We start from the raw sequence: 21,532 nt of genomic DNA on the forward strand, positions 1-21,532 counted from the left end.
TCGCTAAAAAATTATCACCTAGTAATAATACCAAGTTTCACTCGAAATTGGCAAGAACACTTCATAAAAAAACATATTTTTACCAAATATTATTTTTTTATTTACAAGCCGTTCATCCTTCCTTCACATACGAATAGTATGTTCAAAGTATAGTAAATTATCTTATAGTGAGGTGCAGAAATATGATATGGCTCATCTTGTTCGTACCAGCTGTATTAATCTGGCTCATCATTGTCTTTACTCATATAAAATATGGAAAAGGCAATCACCATTACCACGAACCTTTAATTTTTCACTCTCAGCGTATTTCACCTTTCCCTATAGAAAACATTACAGCCACTCAAAAAAGCGAAACAGAAAAAAGCTATCGAAAACGATAGCTTTTTTCTGTTTCCTCACTGTTCACGAATAGGAATCCGCCTAACGTATCACCATTCGCAATGTGTATTTAAAACTAGTCAATATATACATTATTTTGCTGGATCAAACTTGACACCTACATCTTTGGATCCTGCCTCAGCGCGAACAAGTTGGATAATTTTATTTGCTTCCTTTTGAGAATGTTTCGAAGCTTTTACTGTTACTTTAATATCCTCTCCATCCGTTCTTACAAGAGCATCGTTGTAGCCACCTTGTGATTTAATTACTGTTTCAAGTAATCCTTCTTTTGTTTCCATCTTATCGATTGCATTTAATTGATCTTTCGCTCTACTTATTTCTTCAGCAGAAGATTTTGTTGATTTCATCACTTCTTGTAATTTTTCTTTCTCTGCACTGCGTTGGTCTTCCATTTTCAAACGAAGTGCTGTAAAGTTCTCATCACTTGATTGAACAGTTACATTACTTTCCTTTTTACCTGTTTCTTTTTTATTATCATCTTTTTTCTCTGTTTCTTTTGAAGTAGCTTCCTTATTTGATGTTTCCTTTGTCGTTTCTTTCGTCACTTCTTTTTCAACACCTTGCTTTTCTTGTCCAACCTTTTCACCTACTGTCGGTGTTGCAGTATTCATTTTCTCAGGTGTTGTAACATAGTATACGGATAGCACAACTACTAAACTTAGCATTGTTAATAACCAAACTGTTTGTTTTTTTAACACTTTAGTTCCTCCCTAACTCTTTTTTGGTAGTACCGCTACGCGGTGAGATGGTACATCAAGCATACGCGTCACCGCTTCTTTCACCATTGCTTTTATTTGTATATTATCCACTCCTTTTGCTACGACAAGAACACCTCGCACTTTCGGTTTCTCTGTTCGCAGTACAATCGGAGTTTCTTTGTCACCCTCACGTATAATCACTGTTTTTTCATCCGTTGATTCATCTTCAACTTCCCTTTTGCCTCCAGTTTTATCTGTTTCCCCTGTTGTTTGGGATCGTTTTACAATATTTTTTTCAAGTATTTTTTGTTCAGATGAATCTAAATTCACTTCAATAGATACATCTTTTACCCCTGTTATATCTTCTAATGAAGATTTCAATTCTTGTTCATATGCTTTTTCATATTTTTCTATAATTGACATATTATCGTTATTCTTTTGTCCAAAGGTTGGCACATCTTTTCCTGCATCTTGACTTGTCTTTTCTTTAAACACAGGTACTTCTTCTTTTTTCGGCTGAAAGAAATTACTAGAAAACATGAGCAACATTCCAAGTATAAGTAGGACAAGCAAAAACTTCGGTGTTACCTTCCTCTCTTTCTCCTTGCCATCTTTTTCGTCCCCCTTCAATAAGTTACGAAAAAATGAGAACTTTGAATTTTTATCTTTATTGTCCATTTACTCTACCTGTCCCCCCTTCCATTTGAACTTGGATTTGTTTATCCTCTAGCTGCCACCTGCTTGAAAAGAACTCTTTCATTTCTATGTTTGTTTCTTCCGAAGTTTTTCGTGGTTCTTTCGTATCAATTTCAATTGGTTTTACTGTTTCAATTGCATCATTTTTCTTTGGTTCAGTTTCTTTTAATGTCACAATAACTGATTGAATATCTTTTGCTGTTTTTACTTCATCCTTCGTTTCTGCGGCGATTACTTGTATTTCAGACACTGTCACGCCATACTTTTTCTCAAATTCTTTTCCAACTTCTTTTTTCATTTTGACAGCCATCTCTTCTAAACTATATGCACGTGTTAGGGCTTGTATTTCTTTTTTCTTTTCATCAATTGAATTTTTTATTGATCCGTCCGCTACGTATTTTTCTTGATCAAAATTCGCAATCACTTCATTTACATCTGTTTGTAACAACTTAAATAGCGGCGTTAAGATTAAAACGACTAACAATAAGCTCACGACAAATTTGACATACTTTTGTAAATTTGAGTTAGGAAGGATAAGATGCAGCATCGTCGCTAAGAGTAAAAATACGATAATATTTCGAATCCACTCTATAATAAATTGCATACCCGTCACCTCCTATCGCATCATGAGGGTAATGTTTCCCGCGGCAATAATAATGGTAATGCTTAAAAAGAACATAAAAGATACGATAGCTAAGCAGGCAAATACATAAATGATACTTCGTCCGATAATATCTAAACATTTAATAATAGCTCCTCCGCCAACCGGCTGCAGTACTGCCGCTGCGAATTTATAAATAAACGCGATACAAAAAATTTGAATCGCTGGAAAAGCAACGATTAAACATAAGATAACAAGTCCGATAATCCCGATCGTATTCTTTAACAATCCAGAGGCGCTAATCACAGTATCCGCCGCTTCTGTAAACATCCGGCCCACCACAGGAATAAAATTCCCCGTTACAAACTTCGCTGTTTTGACAGCTATCCCATCAGCAACTGCTGTTGCTGTCCCTTGCACAGATAATACGCCTAGAAAAATTGTTAGAAAGATACCGATGATCCCAACGCTTACATTTTGCAAGAGCTTGGACAATTTCGTAACTTTATATTGGTCACTCATTGTACTTACAATGCTTAAGATGGTCGCCAGCAATAAAAGTGGAAGTACAATATAATTCATAAGCAGCCCACTTGTATTCATTAAAAAAATGATAATCGGATGGAAGAATGATACAGATACAACCCCGCCCCCTGTCGCTATGAGTGCTAGGAGAATAGGAAGTAGAGCTAATATGAAATCTACCATCGTTTGAATCGTTTCTCGTGCATACGTCATTACGACATAAAAACTATTTAAAGCAAAAATAATGAGCACCATGTATACAACCGCATCTGCAATTTTGCTAACGCTACTCTTTGAAAAAGCTGATTGCAGGGACTGTAATAACGCACTAAAAATTGTCAGCATAATGAGCGTTCCGAGTAACTTTCCATTTGCAACAAGCTCATGAAATAAATATTTTAATAATCCTATCATCCATTCTTTTATAGAAAATTCCTTTTCACCCTTTACAAATTCCATAAAACTTCCCTTTTGACTCTCTGGTAAATAGCCTCCATACTTTGTGACAAGCCCGTCCCAAAACTGCTTCACATCTTCAATTCCTAATTTATCCAATTGCTGATCCACGACGTTTTGTTCTACAGGAGAAGCTTGTACGACAATTGGTAAAGAAAAGAAAAGGAAGCAAGCAAACAGCAGCTTAGCTCCAAACCTTCGCAACATTCACTCCTCCTTATCCGGTAGGTAAAAAGCCGAGAATTGTTTCAATAACAACCGTTAAAATAGGAATAGCCATAACAAGAATTAAAATTTTCCCCGCTAGTTCAATTTTTGAAGCGATTGCGCCTTGACCAGCATCTTTTGTAATTTGCGCTCCAAACTCGGCAATGTAGGCAATTCCAATGATTTTCAGCAGCGTCTCTACATAGACATTGCTTACTTTCGCCTCACTGGCAACTCTCTCAATCATTCTTAAAATAGAATGAATTTGATCGATTAGTAGCAGGAACATTACACTCGCAATGAACACAATAAACAAAGAGGTAATACTAGATTTATGTTGATTTAGCACAGCTGCTAAAAATGTCGCAACGAGGCCCAATCCGACAATTTGTAAGATCTCGATTCGAACCGCCCCCTTTACTGGAAGAGAAAGACACTTTTTATCTTGTCAAACAATGTATTAATCAAAAATGCAACATGAAATAAAATAACGACAAAACCGACAAGAATTACCCAGTTTGCAATATCCTCCCGCTTTAACTCTTTTAGTACTGTATGAATGAAAGCTAAAACAATGCCGATTCCGGCGATTTGAAATATTAAACCAACATCGATGGACATCGCCTTTCTCCCCCCTATAGCAGTAAAATTACGATAAGTAGCCCTGCTAATACACCCAAACTCTTTATCATCTTTTCATATTGAAATTGCAGCGCTTTCGCTTCACCCTCTTCTCTTTCTAAATGCGTAATACATAAGCGAATATGCTTTTGCTGCGATTCACGGTCATGCTGCCCTAATGTTTCACCAAATTGTTGTAAAATCTCATATTCAGTTTGTTTAAATGCAGTGAGTTTCCAATTTTCTTGTAAACTATCGAGCCAAGCTTCTCTAACTGTTTGCTCACCGCTTTCTAACCGCTTTGAAAAACTTTGAAATATCCAGTTTAAAGGCTTCGGCATTTGTTTTACTAAGCGTTCCGCTGCTTCTGATAAAGGTGTATGCCCATACATAATTTCAGCCTCTAGGGATTGCAGCGCTGCTTTTAAAAGCCTAAGTTGACGTGGGCGTTCACTATACCTTTTCGCGTACGAAAACCCAAAAAAAGTAGTCACTGCTACAATTAACACTGCACCAAATATTTTTACCATACGCTTTGAGCCTTCCCTTGCCTTTGAACAGGCTTGCCATCTCCATCTTTCACCTGGACAACGGTTCCAGGTCCCTTTGCTTTTGATAGTTCAATAAAGCGATCAAACACCCCAAGTTCCATCACAGCCTTTAAAGATGGTCTTTTCATTACATCATCAAAAGAAAATCCGTGAGCACTTATAAAAAGCTGAACACCTGCATGGACTGCCTCCATAATCGCTTCACTATCTTCCATACGCCCAATTTCATCCACTATTAATATATCGGGGCTCATAGAACGAATCATCATCATCATTCCTTCTGCTTTTGGACACGCATCTAGCACATCAACACGGGGACCAAACTCATATTGTGGAATCCCTTTTACGCATCCAGCAATTTCTGAGCGTTCATCAACAATCCCCACTTTACAAGAAGGAATTTTATAAGAATGAACTCCTTGACTCATACAACGTGCCACATCTCTAAGAAGTGTTGTTTTCCCTGTTTGCGGTGGCCCAATTACCATCGTGTTTAACCAATGTGAGTCGTACAAATAAGATAGGAGCGGCTCAGCTATCCCAATTTTTTGGCGCGCGATCCGGATATTAAATGACGACACATCCCGGATCATTTTCACTGCACTTTTCTCGGTAATTACTTTTCCAGCTAAGCCAATTCTATGGCCACCGCGTAAAGTAACATACCCACGCTTTAACTCTTCTTCCATCGTATAAATTGAATATTGACTCAGCTTATTTAATAAATAGATCGCATCCTCTGCTGTAACGACATAGTCATAAAAGAACACTTCTCCGTGCGCAATACATTCAAGCGGTCTTCCGATCCGGACCCGAATTTCTTCTAACACACTATATTGTTCACAGCCTTCAATGAACTGTTTCATATGCTTTGGTAAAACTTCTAATACTTCCTTCATAAGCTTCTCCCCACTATAATTGACTTACTATTTCAGCACCGCAATAAAAATACAGCCAATTCCAAGAGTTAGAAAAAAAAGTTTCAGAAAGGAAATTTCATTTGCAACGCTTGCAATACCGATTGTCATCGTTAGAATCAATACAGTCGGTCCGACAAATGCCAGCATACCGTTTATAAACAATGCTTTTTTTGCATCATTTACATAAAGCATAAGCAAAGCGGCGAATATTTCCGCACTACCTGAAAATAACCGAAGCAAACCCATAATAAGCACAGATGTCTCCATTGCCGCTAGCCACTGTTTCATTTTCCCACCTTCTCTCCTTACCAATTACTTTTCAAGTAACTTCTTAGACTTACTGAGTAAGTCGTACTCCAAAAAGCATATATTTGTACAACCATATGCAGAGGTTGTCTATTTCAGAAGTAAAAACATAATTTTTCACATCACCCTTAATGAAAACAATCTGAATATTCACATCTTTTATATGTTACACTTAGTATACAAAAGGAAGATTTTCTATGAAGCACGTCACATTATTGTGCGCCCGTAAGGGACTTATACGATTGCCTGAATAAGGCTAGAGAAGACGACTCTCTATTGTCAACCACCTTATCCTAAGGGGAAACCCAAGGGGGAGTGTAGCATGGTGTGTAAAGGCACAAGTCAGGTAAACCATACATCCTGCGACTGAGTGTCGAGACGAAAAACATTAGTTCTTTGTAAAGATTGCCATGTTAAACTTCACGCTGGCAAAATGGATTAGGGCGAATCTAGGATAAATGGCGAGCCGTATACTCTGAGAGGAGTACGTACGGTTCCGAGAGGAGTTCTTGAAAACCTACTTCTGCGAAGAAGGAAAGGCGTCGGGTTCTTACTCTACACCACTCGATTTACAATATGCGGATGTCATTTTTACATTATCTCGTGAGAATTTTTTAAGTTGGATGGCATTAAATAGCGAGGAGATTTTGTAGTGAACGCAATTAAATTTATTATTACAATCACATTAGAAGTAATTGGCATTTACCTTTTTTCCAAACTGGTGAGTTGGTCATTTATGGAGACATTTTTTCTAGGGAGTTTAGCTATATTTGCGGTTATATGGTTAATTATCATGAACATATCTCGTAACGCCAATATGGATCACGCTGTATACAAAGGCTTAACAGGTGTTGAAACAGGAGAAATAAAACCATTTCAAATCACTTTAAATCCATATATAACTAGTACTCTATCTCTTGTTGGCATCAGTCTTATTGCAACTATTGTTTATTATCTACCGTATTTCACATAAAAAAAGCACTCGTGATGATCACGAGTGCCTTTTAACTATGCACGAGAAACGTATTTACCTTCACCTGTGTTGATGATAAGCATTTCACCTTCGTTAATGAAGATTGGTACTTGTACAACAAGACCTGTTTCTAATGTAGCTGGTTTCGTTACGTTAGAAGCTGTATCACCTTTAATACCTGGTTCTGTTTCAACAACTTTTAACTCTACAGTATTTGGAAGTTCAACTCCAAGTACTTCACCTTGGTATGTCATAATAGCTACTTCCATGTTTTCTTTTAAGAATTTTAGTTCATACTCGATTTGAGCTTCGCTAAGTTCGATTTGCTCATAAGTTCCATTATCCATAAATACGTGAGCCTCACCACTCGCGTATAAGTATTGCATACGACGGTTTTCGATATGTGCTTTCTCTACTTTTTCACCAGCACGGAATGTTTTTTCTTGAATCGCACCTGTGCGAAGGTTACGTAGTTTAGAACGAACGAACGCAGCACCTTTACCTGGCTTTACGTGTTGGAAATCGATAACTTGCCAAAGGCCGTTGTCCACCGCAATTGTTAAACCTGTACGAAAATCGTTTACTGAAATCATGCAAAAAATCCTCCTGTGTATTACAAAATAATAAGTTCTTTTGGAGACTTCGTGATTACTTCGTTACCATCACTTGTTACAATAATATCGTCCTCAATACGTACACCGCCAACACCTGGAATGTAAATACCTGGCTCTACTGTCACAGCCATACCAGGCTCAAGTACCGTTTCAGAGCGGAACGCTAAACCAGGTGCTTCATGAATCTCAAGACCCACTCCATGACCAGTAGAATGTCCGAAGTATTCACCGTATCCTTTTTCAGTTATGTAGTCACGTGTTAATGCATCAGCTTCACGACCAGTTAAACCAGCTTTAATGCCATTTACACCACGAAGCTGTGCTTCTAAAACGACATTGTAAATTTCTTTTAATTGATCAGATGGTTCGCCGACTGCAATCGTACGTGTAATATCAGAGCAATATCCTTTATAATAAGCACCGAAGTCTAGTGTTACGAAATCTCCCTTTTCTATCACTTTTTCAGATGCCACACCATGCGGCAATGCTGAACGAAGTCCTGAAGCAACGATAATATCAAACGAAGAAGATGTTGCTCCTTGTTTTCTCATGAAAAATTCAAGTTCATTTGACACTTCAATTTCAGATACGCCTGGGCGAATGAATGATAGAATATGTTCAAAGGCAGCATCTGCAATCTGTGCAGCTTCCTTTAATATCTTAATCTCTGAATCAGTCTTAATCAAGCGTAACTTTTCTACAAGCCCAGAAGTTGGAACAAATTCTGCTTCCACTACTTCTTTATGTGCTGTATAAGAGCTGTATGTAAGCGTATCTTGCTCAAAGCCAAGCTTTTGAATCCCCAGGTTTTTCACTTGTTTCGCAACTTCATCAAGAATTGGTCCTGTATGTTGTACAATTTCATAACTGACAGCTTGCTTACTAGCTTGCTCTACATAGCGGAAATCTGTAATGAATAGGGCACGGTCATTAGAAATAAGTACAACACCAGCTGTTCCTGTAAAGTTCGTCATATATCTACGGCTATATTCATTCGTTAATAAAATACCATCAATACCAGCTTCACCAAATGCACTTCTTAACTTCATGATCTTTTCCATCAGTTTATGCCTCCCTCAGTTTCTCCAATAATGCAAATAACGCTAACTTATAACCATAAAAACCAAATCCAACAATTTGTCCCGCTGCGACCGCTGCCGTTACAGATTCATGCCGAAACGATTCACGCTGATGAATGTTAGAAATATGTACTTCAATAACTGGAATCGAGATACTCGCAATTGCATCTCGAATCGCATAGCTATAATGCGTAAATGCCCCAGGATTTAGAATGATCCCTTCATATATGTCATCAGCCTCATGAATTATGTCAATAAGAGCACCTTCATGATTCGATTGAAAACATTCTAACTCCACTCCCAATTTCTCTGCTTCTTGCTTCATCTCTGTTTCAAGTGTCGCTAACGTTCCTTTCCCATATACATTCACCTCTCGAACACCAAGGCGATTTAGATTCGGACCGTTAACGAGGAGTAATTTCTTCATCTTGCAAAACTCCTTAATATAAAAATGTCTATACAACATTTTAACACAGGAGTCACTTGTTTGAATAGTTTGTCTACTCTACCCCTTCTCCGCGATTCACATTGTTCGCTTCAAACGAAACAGAGTATGTGATAAATACACCATATAAAATAAAAATACATATCGTTGTGACAATTGTTTCTTTCGGTAAATGAAGTGCGTTTTTAATAACAGGCGCAATAGAACCAAGTCCAAAAAATAAAATACTCCACCAAAAAAGACCATACAATATTCCAGGCAGTATCCCTTCAAATCTTTTGAAAAGAGCCTTATAGAGAAATGCCACTAAAATAGAAAGAAGCCCCATACAAACAATACCTAATACATTCCCCCAAACTCCTGCTTTCCACGCTCCAAGCGCAAATGGTAAAAGTAAATAGTTTGGTCCAGCTTCTGTAAATGAAAAAACATGCAGAAAATACCATATACTCCCCCAAAAAACACCACCAAATAAACCAATTTGTACAAATTTCTTTGTTATTGATTGTTCTTGCTTCACATCAACACCTCCGCTTATTAGTATGTCCGAAACTATTTTGAAGCATGTTTAAATTATGCGAAATTTGTCTATAAAAAGAATAAGAAATGTCTAGCTTCCGTAACAATTTTCCTTGTCAGCAGCTTGTGTTTGTCGATAAAATAAAGGAAACTCGGTGATTGTCAAATCTCACAATGACAGAACCAAGTGTGACAATTGCCTCTTTTCTACATAAGAGAGAAACAAATACAGGTTGGTGTTAACATGGCAGAGGAGACAAAACAAATATACGGTGGGCAAGCGGTCATAGAAGGAGTTATGTTTGGCGGTAGAGAATATACTGTTACAGCGGTTCGTCGTAAGGATAAATCAATCGAATTTTATCGATTACCACGCGTACGCAATAAGGTATTATCTGCGCTGAAGAAGATTCCATTTTTACGTGGCATCGCAGCTATCATTGATGCAAGCGCTAATGGAGCAAAGCATTTAAACTTTGCTTCGGAACGATTTGACGTTCACCCTGCGGACGATGAACAGCTTGCAAACAAAAAAGAAGAACAATCAAAATTGACGATGATATTAGGAGTAGCCGCAGTCGGAGTCTTATCGTTCCTATTCGGCAAAGTTATTTTCACAGCAGTTCCCGCACTTTTAGCGGAATTGACAAGGCCCATTTTCCCATCTCACACTGGGCAAATTGTTGTCGAAAGCATCATCAAGCTCATCCTTTTACTGAGCTATATATATATTGTGTCATTAACTCCGCTCATTAAGCGTGTATTTCAATATCACGGTGCGGAACATAAAGTCATCAACGCTTACGAAAACAACCTTCCGCTGACAGTAGAGAATGTCCAAAAACAAACTCGTCTCCATTATCGCTGCGGTAGTAGTTTTATTATATTTACAGTCATTATTGGAATGTTTGTCTATTTTCTTGTTCCAACTGATCCCCTTTGGGCCAGAGTGGTGAATCGAATTTTATTAATTCCAGTTGTTCTAGGTATTTCTTTTGAAGTCTTGCAATTTACAAATCGATTACGAGATGTTCCGGTCTTGCGCGTATTAGGATATCCAGGATTATGGCTTCAATTATTAACAACGAAAGAACCAGAAGATGATCAAGTTGAAGTTGCCATTGCATCTTTTGAAGAATTATTACGTTTAGAAGGAAAATAACAATAATTTTTTAAAAATGGTACTCAACTCCTTCCCTTGTCGCTAATATACTAATTTTAATATATGTTATTTAGGAGGTGTTCCTTATGAACGGTCGTTCGTTTACGTTCGCTTTAGTCATGCTTATTATTGGGTTAGCAATATTCGGTCTCGTATCATCTGCAATTACAGATCCATACGGAATGATCAAAAACATTGTCATCATGTTACTTGTTGTTGGTGTCTTTTATTTGTTATATAAAATGTTTACAAGCTCCAGCAGTTCCGCCAATTCGCAAAACTCTTATAAGCGTGCTGCGAAACAATCGAACCGAAAATACGGAAAACAAAACGTAGCACCCCTAAGCAATTCTTTATTAAAACGAAATGCTTCTGATGACAAAGTTAAGAAAGGCAATTCATCAGTGTTAAAAAGAAAGCGAAAACAATCTCATTTAACCGTGATTGAAGGTAAAAAAAATAAAAAGAAAGACCGCGCTTCCTTTTAGGAAATTGGTATTATCCCCTTTAAGTAGACAGTGTAAAAAGACCATGTACATACATGGATGTTACACTATTACTTGGAGGGGATTTTTCGTGGTTAAAAAAGGTACAACATTCAATACGTATTCAGATGGATTAAAACTATCAGCTGTTCAAAGTTATTTAAATGGAGAAGGCAGTTATCAAGCTATAGCTAAGCAATATAATATCAGTAGCTCTACACAACTTAAGGATTGGGTGAAAAAATATAAAGAATTGGGTGATATTACAGATACTCGTGGAAAAAATAGTGGAACTCAAGGTATTCCTAATCCACTAAAAGGGAAACGTGTCCATTTTAACAGTGTGGAGGAAGAGAGAGACTACTACAAGGCACAGGTTGCATATTTAAAAAAGCGTTATCCAAATCTGTAAAGGGAGGTGCACTGAGGCACAAGGAGCGATATCGTATCATTGAATCGTTAAAAATGAAATATCCGATCACTTGGCTTACTAAATTTGCAGGTGTACATCGCGCGGGTTATTATAAATGGATCCGTGCGAAAACAGCTAAAAATGTACGATCAGAAGCGGATCAACAATTAAAAAAAGTGATACAATCTATCCACCTGAAGTACAAACAATACGGCTATCCACGTATGAAACTAGCTTTACAGGAGGAAGGTTTCTTTGTAAATCATAAAAAGGTTTATCGATTAATGAGTGAGCTCAACATTCAATCTATTATTCGTAAGAAGCGACGCTTCTTTAGAGGGAATTATTCGAATACTTTTCCAAATGTTTTAAACCGTGAATTTAAAAATCGAAAACAAAATGAAGCGCTCGTTACAGATATTACATATTTACGAATCCAAGATGGATTTCGCTATCTCTCTGTCGTGCAAGACATTTATAATAATGAAATTGTTTCTTGGAAAATCTCTAGACGCAATGACAATGAACTCGTATTAGATACGCTTGAAAATTTGGTACAAAAAAGAGATGTGCGTGGAACCATTCTCCATTCAGATCAAGGGTTCCAGTACACATCTCATGTCTACAACAAACGACTTTCAGATTTGGGTATCATCGGCAGCCACTCTCGCAAAGGAAACTGCCATGATAATGCCTGCATCGAGTCATTTTTCTCCCATTTTAAATCGGAGATGTTGTATTTACACCATTTTAAAACAGAAGAAGAAGTAGTACAAGCAATTGAGGAATATATCTACTTCTATAACTATAAACGATTCCAAAAACGACTCAACCACCGAGCTCCGATAGAATATCGAATCTTGATGGCTGCTTAGTCTTTTTTATAGCTGTCTACTTGACAGGGCTAACACCAAATGCGGTCTTTTTTCATTTATGCTCTCTCACATATTGAAGTACTTCTGTTAAACTCTTTTCCTTCATACTTCCTAAGCGAAGATGATGATTTTCAAACTGCAAAGCTTTTGTAACCTCATTAGGAACCACGACACATTTTAATCCTGCCGCAATCGCTGCTTTTAATCCATTTACTGAATCCTCAAACACAACAGCTTCTGAAGCATCAACTTTCAATTCTTCAATAGCTGCCTGATACAGCGCTGGATCTGGTTTTACTTTCTCAACATCTTCTTTTGTTTTAATCACTTCAAAATACTCCCGAATCCCTAAAGCTTCCAAAAACCCAACAACCCATTTTTTTGAAGAACTAGAAGCTAAACCAATTCTTACTCCAAGACTTTTTGCTTCTTCTAAGTATTCTTTCACACCTTCACGAGCTACTGGTATTTTCATTTTCTCTTGATGTAAAGCCGAAACTTTTTCTTCTAGCAATGTTTTATTAAATTTCTCTTTCAATTGTTGTTCAATATATGTATAAAGCACTTCATCTGTTGTTCCAATACATTTTGCAAACTCTTCTAGAGGTAATTCACCACCATATTCGCGAATCACTTCCTGAAAAGATTGAAACCAAATTGTCTCTGTATCTACAATTAATCCATCAAAGTCAAAAATAATTGCTTTCATTCTTATCCCACCTTTTACAAAACGATTTTTTCACATTTCTATACATTCAATTTAAAGAAAGTAATTTCCTTTTCTAAACAAAAAAGGAAACGCCTCTCGTTCCCTTTACTTTCCCCGCTCTTCATTTGCTTTTTGAACACTGCGAAGTGTTTCAATTCGAAGTTCATCTTGCTCAAAATACTGTACTAAATCACCAACGCGGTCAATAGCTTCCCAACTTAAATGATGTTCAATTCCTTCTACATCATTATAAATCTTACTTTCATCCACACCGATGATACGCAGAAATTGTTCTAGTAACTCATGACGATATACAAGACGCTCCCCGATTTTTTTCCCTTTTGATGTTAATACAAGCCCTCTATATTTTTCATAAATGAGATACTCATCTTTATCTAACTTTTGTACCATTTTCGTTACAGAGGATGGATGTACACTAAGCGCTTCAGCAATATCAGATACGCGGGCATATCCCTTTTCATCAATCAACAAATAAATTTGTTCAATATAATCTTCCATACTAGGGGTAGGCATCGGTTTCCTCCATCCAATTTCATTTTGTGTTTTCCGCACTAAGCAATCAATAAAATGATACACCAGAAAGGATATCGTGACAAGGGTGGAAACAAGCCTAAAAATACGAAATAAAAAAGAATCTGCAAAGTACTACAGATTCTTCTATGTGAAATATTGAATTTCAGCATCCGGAAAATACTCGTGAATATATCCTCGTATTATTTTCTCTAACCTTACTGCATCATCTTTCTGATATACATACTTTCCGATGCCATATCGTCCCCATTTATATTTTCGTTTCTCCTCGTCCATTTCGAGTTTTGTATTGGGATAACGTTGTTGTATTACCTTTTTCGCTGGCTTAGTAAAGCGATGTTGAATTAATTCGAATGATAAATTCGGCAAAGTTAAATCTTTTAACGCATCAAAAAGTCGTTCAAATAATTCACGATACCCGTCTTCCCAACCTTCATGCATATAAATTGGAGCAACAATAAAACCAAGTGGATAATTTGCCCCCGCTACTTTACGAGCCGCTTCAATTCGATCCTCAAATGGTGAGGTACCCGGTTCAAAATTTTTTATGACATATCGAGAATTGATGCTGAAACGAAAACGCGTTTTCCCATTATGCTTTGCATCTAACAAATGATCAACATGAGAATATTTTGTCACGAAACGCAAACGACCATATTCACTCTCCCCAATAAATTCAATCGTTTTCTTTAAAGCATGTGTTAAATAATCGATTCCTACAATATCCGACGTACACGCTGCTTCAAAACGCGTTATATCTGGCGCTCTTTCATCCATATATTGCTGCGCTCTCTCAAAAATTTCATCTAAATTCACATATACACGAACATATGGCTTGCTACCTAATGTTGTTTGCAGATAACAATAATGACAATGTCCCATACAGCCTGTGGCAAGTGGTATTGCATATTCAGCCGATGGTTTAGATGTATCAAACTTCAACGTCCGTCTTACACCAACAACAAGTGTCGTTTTCGCATTGCGATATTTTTGCAAATCATTCTCTCCAGGTAAATCACGAATTTGATTATGTGATGTTGTTTCTCGAATTTCCAGACCCATCTTTGTAAACTTCTCATACAACTCTTTTCCAAGTGGATACTCAAGTGCCCCTGGTTCAAAATAAACAAGCTTTGGCATAAATGGCTTCATACAACTTCCCTCCCTATTCCTAGTATGAGCAGACAATCGATAACAACGCTGTTTAAAGTTTTCCACTTCAGTAACTTGCATGGCAAGTTACTGAAGTGTTATAATTTTGATAACATCTACCTTGCACAACAAGTTACCTGAATTAAAGGTGGTGAAATCATGCATAGTCAAATGTTAAAAGGTGTGCTCGAAGGATGCATCTTATATATCATTTCTCAAGAAGAAGTGTACGGATATGAGCTAAGCACGAAATTGAACCAACATGGTTTTACATTCGTAAGCGAAGGTAGCATCTATCCCCTTTTGCTACGAATGCAAAAAGAAAAACTCATTGCTGGCACATTAAAAGCTTCTCAGCTTGGGCCAAAGCGAAAATATTATCATGTAACCGATAAAGGATTCGATCAGCTAGAAGAGTTTAAGAAGAGCTGGGGAATGGTTTCAACGACGGTAAATAATTTATTGCAGGGAGAGTGAAATCGATGAAAGCGAAAAATTTAATTGAGTTGAATAATAAAAAACGTAAATTATTGACTAAAGAAAATGAAGTTGCTTATGGAGATATGCTCGTATACATCCGCTTAGCAAATATCCCAGAACAGCAAGTAGAAGAACTACTATTAGAGATTTTAGATCACTTGCTTGATGCGCAAGAAGAACAGAAAAATGCTTATGATATTTTTGGAAATGACTTACAAGCTTACTGTGATGAAATTATCGCTGCTCTTCCAAAACAAAATAGGTGGCAGCGTATAGCAACACCAACATTTATGAGTAGTTACTTACTCGCTATATTTTTCGCTATAAATTCTCTCGTTGCTTTTATTTTACCCTTTTTCTCAAACAACGAACGGTTTCAATCTGTACATGTAAACCTTATCTTTATATTTGTAATCATTATTACAATACACCTTCTTATTGATTTTGTATTTGATTTTATCAAAGGTGATTTATTCAATAACCAAATGAGTAGTTGGAATCGTATAAAGAGATTCATTTTTCAACAGAGTCCATGGTTTATACTCATTGGTATTTCTTTATTCTTTATAGATCATCCGTTTTTAAATTATCAGCTTTCTCCTTGGATTGGGGCATTCCTTGCCATCATTTTGTATCTTTTTTATAAGTTTTTTTATAGACGTATAAATTTTTAACAGCCTCCAAAAAGGCTGTTTTTCTTCTGTCTAATTTTACAAATTGAAAAATTTCATAAAGAAAAAAAGAAAAATGCAAAATAATTAACGTAAATTGTTGACGTGATGCTTTTATTCTCGGTATCATATTTCTTCGTGAGCAATTATTTTTCGTTATACGATTTTTTTATTATTACTGAATTTTTGAGAGGGGAAATTTGATGTCACTTAAGAAGAAAACGCAAGTACGCACCGGAAAAATGGTACGTGAACTAATGTTAGCAGACGAAGATGTAAATGCTTCGCTAATTATGGTATATAGTGAAAACGGTGTAAATGCAGAAATTAAAATCGAGGGCTTAACGCCGAAATGTAACGAAGAATTATTTTTGAGCGGAAACGTAGATTGGAACAAAAGTGTGATTTATAAAATTGTCGATTTCACAGGTAACGCTGAAGTTGGTAAAGTTACATTAACAGCAATGAACAAAAACAATGTTTCCCTAGAAATTGAACGCGTTATGTGGAGTAAAGAAAATAAAGAAGCAGCTGAACAAGAAGTAACCCCTGTAGAAACTGCGCCAAAGAAGGAAGTAGTCGTAGAAGCACCAAAAGTAGTTACAGCTGCGCCTAAACCTGTTACACGTGTTGAAGAACCTGTTGTAACACCTAAACCTACTCCAACACCTGCACCGAAGCCAGTGCGTTCAGAAACAGTTGTAGCGGCGCCTACTCCAGCACCTGTAAAAAAAGACGTACCTACTCCAGTTGCAAAGAAAGAAACAACTGCAGCTATGCCTACAAAACCGAAACAAACAGCTGTGGTGGAAACAAATTCAAAATTACAAGAGAATTATGTGAAGCTTGTGAAAAAGACAATTGAAGTGTGTCAAGATTACGAACTTGGCATCGACATAGATGATTCTATTGAAAATTTAAAAGAAGAATTACAAAATCAAGGAATTAGCGTTACTTTTGATAAAGAGATTATGGATGTTGTAAATCGTCTTCGTTCTTTACAAGACAAAGGAATCAAAGTAGAAAAAGTACTGAATTTACTATAAAAAATAAGGAGAGGGCAAATGCCCTCTCCTTATTTTTTATAATTCCAATCATTGCTCTCATATTTTTGTTTTGCTAATGTTTGTACTTCCTGAAGCTGTTCTTCCGTTAGTTCATACGGAACTAGCTCCACATCTAAACCTTTTTCAAATCCAACTTGGAACGCTTCAATCAACTGTTCAATTGTAAACGTACGATCTGTTAATTCATTGATTGCGACGGCTTTTGAAGAAAACATACTCTTCATACGCTCTTTCACTCGCTCATTTTGGAATAGGAATAAATCATATAGCTCATCTAAGTCAATTTCTAATGGAATGGATCCATGTTGCAGAATAACACCTTTTTGACGCGTTTGAGCGCTCCCAGCAATTTTTCTACCTTCTACAACAATTTCATACCAAGATGGTGCATCAAAGCATACACCTGAACGTGGATTTTTTAAATTTTCACGATCGGCTTCTGTTTTTGGAACCGCATAGTACGCTTCTAATCCTAGTGCCTTAAAGCCTTCAAGTAGCCCCTGCGAAATAACGCGATACGCTTCTGTAACTGTTTTTGGCATATTAGGATGATCTTCAGAGACAATGACACTGTAGGTTAATTCCTTATCGTGTAATACGCCCCTACCACCTGTTTGACGGCGAACAAATCCATATTCCTTCTCTTTTACTACATCCATATTGATATCTTTTTCTACACGCTGAAAGTACCCCACTGTTAATGTTGGCACTTCCCATTCATAAAAACGAATTGTTGGTGGCATTTTCCTTTCACTTTGCCAATTTAACAAACATTCATCTAACGCCATATTAAATGCCGGTGAACATTGACCAGAGTTAATATAACACCATTTTTCTTTTCCCATCCTGCACCTCATATAACCAATTATTTTTCACAATCTCTAGTCTAACAAATTCGACAAAATTTGTGAAAGAATACGAAATTTCTTCTTCTCACCGAACGAACCTGTTGCATAAATACATATGGGCATTATAATATTGAAAGTAGGATAAGAAAAAAGGGAGCGATAGAATCGTGTCAACAAACTTAATTATTATACTAGCCGTAGTTCTAGCATTCATCGGCTACTCTGTATGGATGTTTTTCTATCAGAAGAGACTAATTAAAACACTTTCAGAAGAAGAATTTCGCGCTGGCTACCGTAAAGCACAGCTTATCGATATTCGTGAAGCAGATGAATTTAACGCTGGTCATATTTTAGGTGCTCGTAACATTCCGTTATCACAAATTCGTATGCGTTACAAAGAGCTACGTAAAGACCAACCTGTCTATTTGTACTGCCAAAGTGGATTCCGTACAGGACGTGCCGCTCAATATCTAAAAAAACAAGGTTACAAAGATTTCTACCAATTACAAGGTGGATTTAAATCTTGGACAGGCAAAATTAAAAAGAAATAATATTTTAAAGAACTAGCATGACTCATCAGCTAGTTCTTTTCTTCCATGTGGTTCGCAATATACAATAAGTTTTGTTTCACTTCTTCCTCATTTCCTAATTCTACATTGCGGTATAGCAATTGATACTCTAATCCTTTCTCTTTCCAAATGAGTGTCGCAAATTCTTCCCCCTGTTCCCCCTCATCCCTATTTTTAAAATAGGCAGCTGAACCATTATCCAATCTCATTTTTTCATGAAATCGATTTTGTTCCACAATATAAGGAAAACTGTAAGAAAAATTAGCCACTGTTAATTCTATATAATCTTTCCTTCCTTTTTCTTGTTGTTTGTACTTTGCCGTCAAGACCGTATTCTTCTTACCAATTATCCTTACTTCTCCCTTTACATTACTCATGGCATCATACGGCAAATACGTTGGAACTTTAAATCCTGGTGAAAAATATTTTTTTGCATCCTTTAACGAAACAGGGCTAGATACACGGTCTACAGCTCCATCCGCGTTTCCAACGAATTGTTTTTCTTCTTTCACTGTCTGTTGGAATGAACATGAGCTAAGCAACATACTAGAAAACACGAAACAAATGATTCTTTTTTTCAATTTGTTTCCGCCTTTCATACCGCTCCTTTTGCGAACAAAGCGTTAATATGTTATTCATATTCGCCTCACTTGTTTACTCTCCCTTTGAAAACTTTCCTCGTTTATCTCACACATTTTGACATACGATATCTTTTTAGACAAAAAAAGACTTTTCGTTACCCTTACGCCCAAAAAGGTCACGCGAATAACGGAAAGTCTTATTTATAAGATAGATTGTGAAAAGCTTTTCAGGTCAAGCCTTTTTCAGTATTTTTCCATTCTTATCTATTTGCCTTTATAATGAATAAAGAGGTGATACATATGGCGAATATAAAACAAATTGCGAAAACCGCTGGAGTATCTATCACGACGGTTTCACGCGTGCTAAATGACCATCCCTACGTAAGTGATGAAAAGCGAAGACGCGTTTTAGATGCAGTTGAAGAGCTAAATTATGCAAAAAATATAAATGCAGTTCATTTAATAAAAGGAAAAACATTTACGGTTGGGGTGATGCTTCCTTTCATCAATTTACCCTACTTTAGTACCATTATTGAAGGGATTGGAAATGAAGCATTAGCTGCTGGTTATCATATTAATCTGTGCCAAACGAATTACGATAGCAAAGAAGAACTCCGTGTTTTAGAAATGATGAAAATGAAACAATTTGATGGCATGATTATTTGCTCACGAGCAAGCTCGTGGGAGCAAATTGAGCCTTTCGCAACGTTTGCTCCCATCATCTCATGTGAAAAAATGAAACATCCCCTTATTTCATCTGTCTACGTTGATCACTATGAGGGCTTTCGCATCGGTACAGAATATTTATTACAAAAGGGACATGATTACATCGGTGTTTGCCTAGCTCGTGAACACAGTGCCAATACAAAACAACGAAAACAAGCATTTTTTAATACGCTCCATGCATCTGGAAAAACGGTTCATCAAGACTGGATGTTTTATCAATGTTATACGATGAAAGACGGTTCCAAAGTCATGCAAAACATATTAAAAATGAAAAAACGTCCCACTGCTCTCTTTGCTGCAAACGATCAAGTTGCAGCTGGTTTATTAACAGAAGCAAAAAAACAAGGTCTACGCGTTCCAGGTGATATAGCAATTCTAGGGTTCGATAACCATGAAATTTCCGAAGCTTTAGAGATTACAACAATTGAACATCCTGGAAAAATCATGGGGTCTCATGCTTTTTCCATGTTTTATAAACAAATACAAAACGAGCAAATCCAAAATAATTCAAAAGAACTCTCTTTCCGATTAATTGAGCGTCAAACTGTATAAAGAGTATCTAATCAGGTACTCTTTTGAGATGTTCTTCCTATTGACTTTATTTTTTCTTTCTTTTATACTCAAACTAACGAACGGTAGGTAGGGGATGAAAATGACAGCAAACCGCATTAAAGCTGTAGCACTTTCTCATTTCGCACGCTACGGCTATGAAGGGACTTCATTAGCAAATATTGCTCAAGAAGTCGGGATTAAAAAGCCATCGATTTACGCACACTTTAAGGGAAAAGAAGAATTATATTTCATCTGCTTAGAAGCAGCCCTGCAAAAAGATTTACAATGCTTTACTGATGATATAGAAGCACTTTTGGAATCATCTACTGAGGTATTGCTCGTAAATCTGTTAAACGGTTATGCAAAACGATTTGGCGAGAGTGAAGAATCAATGTTCTGGTTACGCACTTCTTATTTTCCACCCGATGCATTTCGCGAGCAAATTATTGAAAAAGCAAATGCTCACATTGAGAATATTAGGGAACTTTTATTTCCTGTATTCAAACGAGCAAATGAACAAGGTGAGCTGCATAACATTGAAATGAAAGACGCTCTAGAGGCTTACTTATGCTTACTTGATGGTCTTATGGTTGAACTATTATACGCAGGTTTAAATCGCTTTGAGACCCGCTTAAACGCCTCTTGGAAAGTGTTTTGGCGCGGCCTTTCAAAATGACGGATTGCTTTCTTTGCAATGCGTCGTTTTTCAACCCTTTACCTAACGACTGGTAGGAAGGAGAAATAATATATGGCATGGGTTTATGTAATTTTAGCTGGTATTATTGAAATTTTTTGGGTGATTGGACTAAAGCACGCGGAGGCACCACTTGAATGGGTTGGTGTCGCTCTATTAATTACAATTAGTTTTGTCCTATTATTTAAAGCCTATAAAGATTTACCTGTAGGAACTGTATATGCTGTGTTTACAGGTATCGGAGCTGGTGGAATCGTTCTTACAGAGATTTTTATTTTTGGAGAACCTTTTTCAATTGTAAAAGTTTTATTAATCGGTTTAATCTTCTTCGGAGTAATTGGTTTAAAACGAGTAACAGGTGAACAAGAAGAGAAGGAGGCCGCATAA

General features: G+C 36.8%; 30 protein-coding genes. 12 read left to right on the forward strand and 18 right to left on the reverse strand.

What is annotated here, in order from left to right; genetic code table 11:
* Positions 1–182: 182 nt before the first annotated feature.
* Complete coding sequence (locus tag KFD70_RS16850; RefSeq protein ID WP_336450045.1) at positions 183–380, forward strand: DNA recombination protein RecO; 198 nt, start codon at positions 183–185, stop codon at positions 378–380.
* Between the two features lie 90 nt (positions 381–470).
* Here KFD70_RS16850 and KFD70_RS16855 read toward each other — a convergent pair whose 3' ends face one another.
* Genes KFD70_RS16855 through KFD70_RS16895 form a run of 9 tightly spaced genes read right to left on the reverse strand, consistent with a single transcriptional unit; the run spans position 471 to position 5,962 of the window.
* Complete coding sequence (locus KFD70_RS16855) at positions 471–1,097, reverse strand: SpoIIIAH-like family protein (protein ID WP_336450046.1); 627 nt, start codon at positions 1,095–1,097, stop codon at positions 471–473.
* Positions 1,098–1,109: 12 nt separating this feature from the next.
* Positions 1,110–1,775 (reverse strand): stage III sporulation protein AG, encoded by a 666-nt coding sequence (spoIIIAG, locus tag KFD70_RS16860; RefSeq protein ID WP_336450047.1) that lies wholly within the window; start codon positions 1,773–1,775, stop codon positions 1,110–1,112.
* On the reverse strand, positions 1,765–2,397 hold the full coding sequence (gene spoIIIAF / locus KFD70_RS16865) for a stage III sporulation protein AF (RefSeq protein WP_336450048.1): 633 nt from the start codon (positions 2,395–2,397) through the stop codon (positions 1,765–1,767). Before spoIIIAF ends, spoIIIAG begins: the two co-directional genes overlap by 11 nt.
* A gap of 12 nt (positions 2,398–2,409) precedes the next feature.
* Positions 2,410–3,582: a stage III sporulation protein AE gene (spoIIIAE, locus tag KFD70_RS16870; RefSeq protein WP_336450049.1), complete on the reverse strand. Its 1,173-nt coding sequence runs from the start codon at positions 3,580–3,582 to the stop codon at positions 2,410–2,412.
* Between the two features lie 10 nt (positions 3,583–3,592).
* The gene (gene spoIIIAD, locus KFD70_RS16875; RefSeq protein ID WP_077293892.1) at positions 3,593–3,979 is read right to left on the reverse strand and encodes a stage III sporulation protein AD; all 387 of its coding nucleotides are present in this window, start codon (positions 3,977–3,979) and stop codon (positions 3,593–3,595) included.
* Positions 3,980–3,999: 20 nt separating this feature from the next.
* Positions 4,000–4,203, reverse strand: a complete 204-nt coding sequence (spoIIIAC, locus tag KFD70_RS16880) for a stage III sporulation protein AC (RefSeq protein WP_000020914.1) — start codon at positions 4,201–4,203, stop codon at positions 4,000–4,002.
* Between the two features lie 14 nt (positions 4,204–4,217).
* The gene (spoIIIAB, locus tag KFD70_RS16885; protein WP_336450050.1) at positions 4,218–4,733 is read right to left on the reverse strand and encodes a stage III sporulation protein SpoIIIAB; all 516 of its coding nucleotides are present in this window, start codon (positions 4,731–4,733) and stop codon (positions 4,218–4,220) included.
* Positions 4,727–5,653, reverse strand: coding sequence for a stage III sporulation protein AA (spoIIIAA, locus tag KFD70_RS16890; protein WP_336450051.1), 927 nt, complete (start codon positions 5,651–5,653; stop codon positions 4,727–4,729). The genes spoIIIAB and spoIIIAA overlap by 7 nt, the downstream gene beginning before the upstream one ends.
* Positions 5,654–5,680: 27 nt before the next feature.
* Entirely contained in the window at positions 5,681–5,962 is a 282-nt protein-coding gene (locus KFD70_RS16895) for a YqhV family protein (protein WP_336450052.1), read from the reverse strand.
* Positions 5,963–6,632: 670 nt separating this feature from the next.
* On the opposite strand from KFD70_RS16895, the gene KFD70_RS16900 reads away from it, so the two are divergent.
* Positions 6,633–6,953 carry a hypothetical protein gene (locus tag KFD70_RS16900; protein WP_336450053.1) on the forward strand — a complete coding sequence of 107 codons (321 nt, stop codon included), beginning with the start codon at positions 6,633–6,635 and terminating at the stop codon, positions 6,951–6,953.
* A 35-nt stretch (positions 6,954–6,988) separates the two neighbouring features.
* On the opposite strand, the gene efp is transcribed toward KFD70_RS16900, so the two are convergent.
* The 4 genes from efp to KFD70_RS16920 all read right to left on the reverse strand — a co-directional run bounded on the left by efp (position 6,989) and on the right by KFD70_RS16920 (position 9,611).
* On the reverse strand, positions 6,989–7,546 hold the full coding sequence (efp, locus tag KFD70_RS16905) for an elongation factor P (protein WP_336450054.1): 558 nt from the start codon (positions 7,544–7,546) through the stop codon (positions 6,989–6,991).
* A 20-nt stretch (positions 7,547–7,566) separates the two neighbouring features.
* The gene (gene pepQ / locus KFD70_RS16910; protein WP_336450055.1) at positions 7,567–8,628 is read right to left on the reverse strand and encodes a Xaa-Pro dipeptidase; all 1,062 of its coding nucleotides are present in this window, start codon (positions 8,626–8,628) and stop codon (positions 7,567–7,569) included.
* A 4-nt stretch (positions 8,629–8,632) separates the two neighbouring features.
* Complete coding sequence (gene aroQ / locus KFD70_RS16915) at positions 8,633–9,073, reverse strand: type II 3-dehydroquinate dehydratase (protein WP_336450056.1); 441 nt, start codon at positions 9,071–9,073, stop codon at positions 8,633–8,635.
* A gap of 73 nt (positions 9,074–9,146) precedes the next feature.
* On the reverse strand, positions 9,147–9,611 hold the full coding sequence (locus KFD70_RS16920; protein WP_336450057.1) for a YqhR family membrane protein: 465 nt from the start codon (positions 9,609–9,611) through the stop codon (positions 9,147–9,149).
* Positions 9,612–9,854: 243 nt separating this feature from the next.
* Here KFD70_RS16920 and KFD70_RS16925 point away from each other — a divergent pair, with 243 nt between their 5' ends.
* The 3 genes from KFD70_RS16925 to KFD70_RS16935 all read left to right on the forward strand — a co-directional run bounded on the left by KFD70_RS16925 (position 9,855) and on the right by KFD70_RS16935 (position 12,544).
* Complete coding sequence (locus KFD70_RS16925; RefSeq protein WP_336450058.1) at positions 9,855–10,772, forward strand: DUF1385 domain-containing protein; 918 nt, start codon at positions 9,855–9,857, stop codon at positions 10,770–10,772.
* Positions 10,773–10,858: 86 nt separating this feature from the next.
* On the forward strand, positions 10,859–11,260 hold the full coding sequence (locus tag KFD70_RS16930) for an SA1362 family protein (RefSeq protein ID WP_336450059.1): 402 nt from the start codon (positions 10,859–10,861) through the stop codon (positions 11,258–11,260).
* Positions 11,261–11,348: 88 nt separating this feature from the next.
* Positions 11,349–12,544, forward strand: a protein-coding gene (locus tag KFD70_RS16935) for an IS3 family transposase (protein WP_336450060.1) whose coding sequence is annotated in 2 segments (ribosomal slippage) — positions 11,349–11,655 and positions 11,655–12,544 — 1,197 coding nt in all. Because the reading frame shifts where the segments join, the coding sequence is not laid out codon by codon here.
* A 52-nt stretch (positions 12,545–12,596) separates the two neighbouring features.
* Here the strand turns inward: KFD70_RS16935 and KFD70_RS16940 are convergent.
* The 3 genes from KFD70_RS16940 to splB form a co-directional block, all read right to left on the reverse strand.
* On the reverse strand, positions 12,597–13,253 hold the full coding sequence (locus KFD70_RS16940) for an HAD family hydrolase (RefSeq protein ID WP_336450061.1): 657 nt from the start codon (positions 13,251–13,253) through the stop codon (positions 12,597–12,599).
* A 105-nt stretch (positions 13,254–13,358) separates the two neighbouring features.
* The gene (gene mntR, locus KFD70_RS16945; RefSeq protein WP_336450062.1) at positions 13,359–13,787 is read right to left on the reverse strand and encodes a transcriptional regulator MntR; all 429 of its coding nucleotides are present in this window, start codon (positions 13,785–13,787) and stop codon (positions 13,359–13,361) included.
* A gap of 144 nt (positions 13,788–13,931) precedes the next feature.
* Complete coding sequence (gene splB / locus KFD70_RS16950; protein WP_336450063.1) at positions 13,932–14,957, reverse strand: spore photoproduct lyase; 1,026 nt, start codon at positions 14,955–14,957, stop codon at positions 13,932–13,934.
* A 159-nt stretch (positions 14,958–15,116) separates the two neighbouring features.
* Here splB and KFD70_RS16955 point away from each other — a divergent pair, with 159 nt between their 5' ends.
* The 3 genes from KFD70_RS16955 to KFD70_RS16965 all read left to right on the forward strand — a co-directional run bounded on the left by KFD70_RS16955 (position 15,117) and on the right by KFD70_RS16965 (position 17,154).
* Positions 15,117–15,434 carry a PadR family transcriptional regulator gene (locus tag KFD70_RS16955; RefSeq protein ID WP_336450064.1) on the forward strand — a complete coding sequence of 106 codons (318 nt, stop codon included), beginning with the start codon at positions 15,117–15,119 and terminating at the stop codon, positions 15,432–15,434.
* A gap of 5 nt (positions 15,435–15,439) precedes the next feature.
* Positions 15,440–16,111 carry a DUF1129 family protein gene (locus tag KFD70_RS16960; protein ID WP_336450065.1) on the forward strand — a complete coding sequence of 224 codons (672 nt, stop codon included), beginning with the start codon at positions 15,440–15,442 and terminating at the stop codon, positions 16,109–16,111.
* A gap of 200 nt (positions 16,112–16,311) precedes the next feature.
* Entirely contained in the window at positions 16,312–17,154 is an 843-nt protein-coding gene (locus tag KFD70_RS16965; RefSeq protein ID WP_336450066.1) for a hypothetical protein, read from the forward strand.
* Between the two features lie 29 nt (positions 17,155–17,183).
* Here the strand turns inward: KFD70_RS16965 and KFD70_RS16970 are convergent, their stop codons facing one another.
* A complete protein-coding gene (locus KFD70_RS16970; protein WP_336450067.1) occupies positions 17,184–18,020 on the reverse strand; it encodes a lipoate--protein ligase family protein in 837 nt (278 codons plus the stop codon).
* Positions 18,021–18,190: 170 nt separating this feature from the next.
* Between KFD70_RS16970 and KFD70_RS16975 the strand changes: the two genes are divergently transcribed.
* Positions 18,191–18,574: a rhodanese-like domain-containing protein gene (locus KFD70_RS16975; protein ID WP_017150860.1), complete on the forward strand. Its 384-nt coding sequence runs from the start codon at positions 18,191–18,193 to the stop codon at positions 18,572–18,574.
* Between the two features lie 29 nt (positions 18,575–18,603).
* Here the strand turns inward: KFD70_RS16975 and KFD70_RS16980 are convergent, their stop codons facing one another.
* Positions 18,604–19,191, reverse strand: coding sequence for a DNA polymerase III subunit delta (locus KFD70_RS16980; RefSeq protein WP_336450068.1), 588 nt, complete (start codon positions 19,189–19,191; stop codon positions 18,604–18,606).
* A gap of 282 nt (positions 19,192–19,473) precedes the next feature.
* Here KFD70_RS16980 and KFD70_RS16985 point away from each other — a divergent pair, with 282 nt between their 5' ends.
* From KFD70_RS16985 to KFD70_RS16995, 3 genes are all read left to right on the forward strand, one after another.
* Positions 19,474–20,451: a LacI family DNA-binding transcriptional regulator gene (locus KFD70_RS16985; protein WP_336450069.1), complete on the forward strand. Its 978-nt coding sequence runs from the start codon at positions 19,474–19,476 to the stop codon at positions 20,449–20,451.
* A 94-nt stretch (positions 20,452–20,545) separates the two neighbouring features.
* Entirely contained in the window at positions 20,546–21,127 is a 582-nt protein-coding gene (locus tag KFD70_RS16990; RefSeq protein WP_336450070.1) for a TetR/AcrR family transcriptional regulator, read from the forward strand.
* Between the two features lie 72 nt (positions 21,128–21,199).
* On the forward strand, positions 21,200–21,532 hold the full coding sequence (locus tag KFD70_RS16995) for a DMT family transporter (RefSeq protein ID WP_336450071.1): 333 nt from the start codon (positions 21,200–21,202) through the stop codon (positions 21,530–21,532).

Origin of the sequence: Bacillus pfraonensis, assembly GCF_050768835.1 — a bacterium.
GTDB classification, from domain to species: Bacteria; Bacillota; Bacilli; order Bacillales; family Bacillaceae_G; genus Bacillus_A; species Bacillus_A pfraonensis.